3 protein-coding genes are annotated in these 2,875 nt (G+C 71.2%); 2 read left to right on the forward strand and 1 reads right to left on the reverse strand.

Going from position 1 to position 2,875, the window contains the following annotated elements:
- The first annotated feature begins 54 nt into the window (after nucleotides 1-54).
- Nucleotides 55-729 carry a hypothetical protein gene (locus D7V97_RS41880; protein WP_233583579.1) on the forward strand — a complete coding sequence of 225 codons (675 nt, stop codon included), beginning with the start codon at nucleotides 55-57 and terminating at the stop codon, nucleotides 727-729.
- A 3-nt stretch (nucleotides 730-732) separates the two neighbouring features.
- Here D7V97_RS41880 and D7V97_RS41885 read toward each other — a convergent pair whose 3' ends face one another.
- On the reverse strand, nucleotides 733-1,359 hold the full coding sequence (locus tag D7V97_RS41885) for a hypothetical protein (RefSeq protein WP_120616113.1): 627 nt from the start codon (nucleotides 1,357-1,359) through the stop codon (nucleotides 733-735).
- A gap of 163 nt (nucleotides 1,360-1,522) precedes the next feature.
- On the opposite strand from D7V97_RS41885, the gene D7V97_RS41890 reads away from it, so the two are divergent.
- Nucleotides 1,523-2,875: DUF1800 family protein (locus D7V97_RS41890; RefSeq protein WP_120616114.1), on the forward strand; the 1,353-nt coding region annotated here is incomplete at its 3' end.

A 2,875-nucleotide genomic window follows, 5' to 3' on the forward strand; every position in this document is an offset into this window, starting at 1 on the left:
ACCCGGGCCCCCAGCTTGTCCAGGGACGAGTCCCGGACGGATAGTGCTGCTCCCATGCGCCGCCTCCTGTGTCCCGTGTGCACCGCCGTGCTGCTCCTCGCCACGCCCGCCAGGTCCGCGCCCCCGCCCGTACTGCCCCGGGTGGGGCGGGGAATGGCCGTGCTGGCGCTGCTGCTGTGCCTGGGAGGCTCTGCGGCGCGCGCGGAGGGAGGGGCACCGGATGCCCTCTTCGGACTGCCGCTGGTCGCCAAGGAGGGCGGCTGGGCGCGCTACGTGAACACGTCCGCGGACGGGCCCTCGCGGTTCGTGTTCAAGGTGGGCGGCCCGGGACGCCACGAGGGCAAGCGCGGACGGTGGATCCTCCTGGAGGTCGACGCGCCCGCCGTCGGCCGCGTCCGCTTCGACTTCCTGGTGGAGGGTGAGCGCTTCAGCGCGAAGAGCGTGCTGCTGCTGCGCCTGCGCGTTCCGGGCAAGCCCCCGAGCGACACGGTGGCGCCCTTCGACCAGCCGGGCGCCGAGCGGCAACCCCACCTGCTGCGCCAATCCACGGAGACCGTCGCCGGCAAGAAGCTGGCCGTGACGGAGTACTCGTATCCGATGGGCATCACCGCGCAGTGGTCGCCCGGCGTTCCGGGCCTGGGCCTCGTGCGCGTATCGGGGACGCAGTCCTTCCAGCTGGAGTCCTTCGGCGTGGGCGGAGACCCCTGGAAGGGCGCGGACGGGCCGTGAGCGTCAGCCGCCCCGGGGCCGTGAAGTCAGGCCGGCCCGGAGGAGCGCCGCGCGCACGGTGTCCGCGTCCGCGCTGGCGAGCCGCGCGTTGAGCAGCAGCCGCGTCCCGTGGCCCGCCTGAAAGAGGACGCGGGGCAGCTCCCCCTTGTCCTTCTGGAGCGAGAACCACTCCAGCCGCGCGAAGGGCGTCCGCCGGCCCAGCGAGTCGATGAAGCCGTCCGGCCCCAGGAACAGCGCGGGCACCGCGTGCAGGCCGACGCCGACGAGCCACACCGTGAGCCCCAGGCAGAAGGTGGCGAGCGCGGGCCGTCCTTCCACGCTCCACAGGCGCAGCCCCACCAGCGTCAGCACGCCCATCGCCGCGAGCACCAGCGCGTAGGTCCCCATCTCCGCCCGCGACTGGAGCGCAACGCGCTTCCCGCCGCGCAGCAACCCGACGAGCGCGCCCAGGGCCAGCAGCGCCAGGCCTCCCGCCGCCACCGCGACGCCCCACCCCATCATCCCGGGCCGGCCTCCGAGCCCGCGCGACTCGCGCGCGAGCCACGCCGCGCAGCCCGCGAAGAACGCCAGCGTCACGGAGTGGAAGGCGAGCGCGGAGGCGGGATGGCTGGGGCTCTTCGTCGCACTCACGCGCTGGCTTCCTCCCGGCACGAGCTCCGCTCGCGAGCCCGGTGCTCTACTCCCGGACGCCCCCGAGGGGAACAGGGTTCCTGGACCACCAGAAAAACATGCTTTAACTGAATTTATCGTTATCCTAGAATCTGTCTTTCCCCGCTGTCCCGAGGAGAGATGGATGCTTCGTCGCACCGCCCTGGCCCTCGCCTTCTGCGCCGTGTCCTGCGCAGACGTCGAAGGGCCCCCTGAGCAATCCCCCCCACCCGCGGCGGCCCTGGGTGAAACCCAGCAGGCCGTTGATTCACTGGAGACACCTGGCGAGGCGAACAGCATCCGCTTCCTGGAGCAGGCCTCGTTCGGTCCGCGCCTCGCGCGCAACGTGAGCCCGGCGCCTGTCGGCACGGTGGAGCACGTGATGGCGGTGGGCATCCCGCAGTCGCTCACCGAGCAGTTCAGCCTCCAGCCCGCCACGCCGTTCAACGGCGCGGACACCGCGGCGGACCTGGGCTCGCAGTTCTTCCTGCGCGCCGTCAGCGGAGAGGATCAACTGCGGCTGCGCGTGGCGTTCGCGCTCAGCCAGATCTTCGTCGTCTCGCAGCTGGGCATCCCGGAGTCGCAGCGGACCACGTCCTCGGATCCGAAGATGGCACTGGCGGGGCACCTGAACCTGCTGTCGACGTATGCGTTCGGCAACTTCCGCACCCTGCTGGAGGTCATGACCCGGAGCCCGGCCATGGGCCGCTACCTGGACATGGTCAACAACCGCGCCTTCAACGGGGCCGGCACCCGCATTGATCCGAACGAGAACTACGCCCGGGAGATGCTCCAGCTCTTCACGCTCGGCATCCCGAAGCTGAACCTGGACGGCACCATCCAGATGGACTCGATCACGGGCAAGCCCAAGCTCGCCTACACGGAGGAGCAGGTGCAGGCCTTCGCGAGCGCGCTGTCCGGGTGGACGTGGAAGGCCGCCGCGTGCCCGGCGAAGGGCGGCTCCGTCCTCACGCCCGACTACACGCAGCCGATGATGGCGTGCAACGTGAACCACGACGAGCGCTCGCAGACGCTCCTGCGCGGCGTCGTCACCACCGCGGGAGGGACCGCGGAGGCCCACCTGCAGCAGGCGCTGGACAACGTCTTCAACGACCCCAACGTCCCGCCCTTCATCAGCAAGCAGCTCATCCAGCACCTCGTCACCAGCAACCCGACGCCGGCCTACGTGCGGCGGGTGGCCACCGTCTTCAAGCTGGACGCGAATGGCGAGCGCGGCAACCTGAAGTCCGTGGTGCGCGCCATCCTGGAGGACGACGAGGCGCGCGGCGCCCAGCCGCCCCTGGCCCTGCGGCCCGGCTTCGGCCACCTGCGCTCGCCGGCGCTGTTCATCACGAACTGGGTCCGCTGGTTGGACCCCACGCTGGACCTCACCCAGGATCCGGGCCTGCGGCTCAACAACTGGAGCAAGAGCATGGGGCAGTGGGTGCCCCGCGCGCCGTCTGTCTTCAGCTACTACCCGCCCAACGCGCCCGCCCCC

Source organism: Corallococcus sp. CA053C (genome assembly GCF_003611675.1).
Classification (GTDB): domain Bacteria; phylum Myxococcota; class Myxococcia; order Myxococcales; family Myxococcaceae; genus Corallococcus.

Bases quoted from the DNA above. Each gene is read 5' to 3' on its own strand.
- D7V97_RS41880 (WP_233583579.1), top strand. From the start codon at position 55: ATGCGCCGCCTCCTGTGTCCCGTGTGCACCGCCGTGCTGCTCCTCGCC.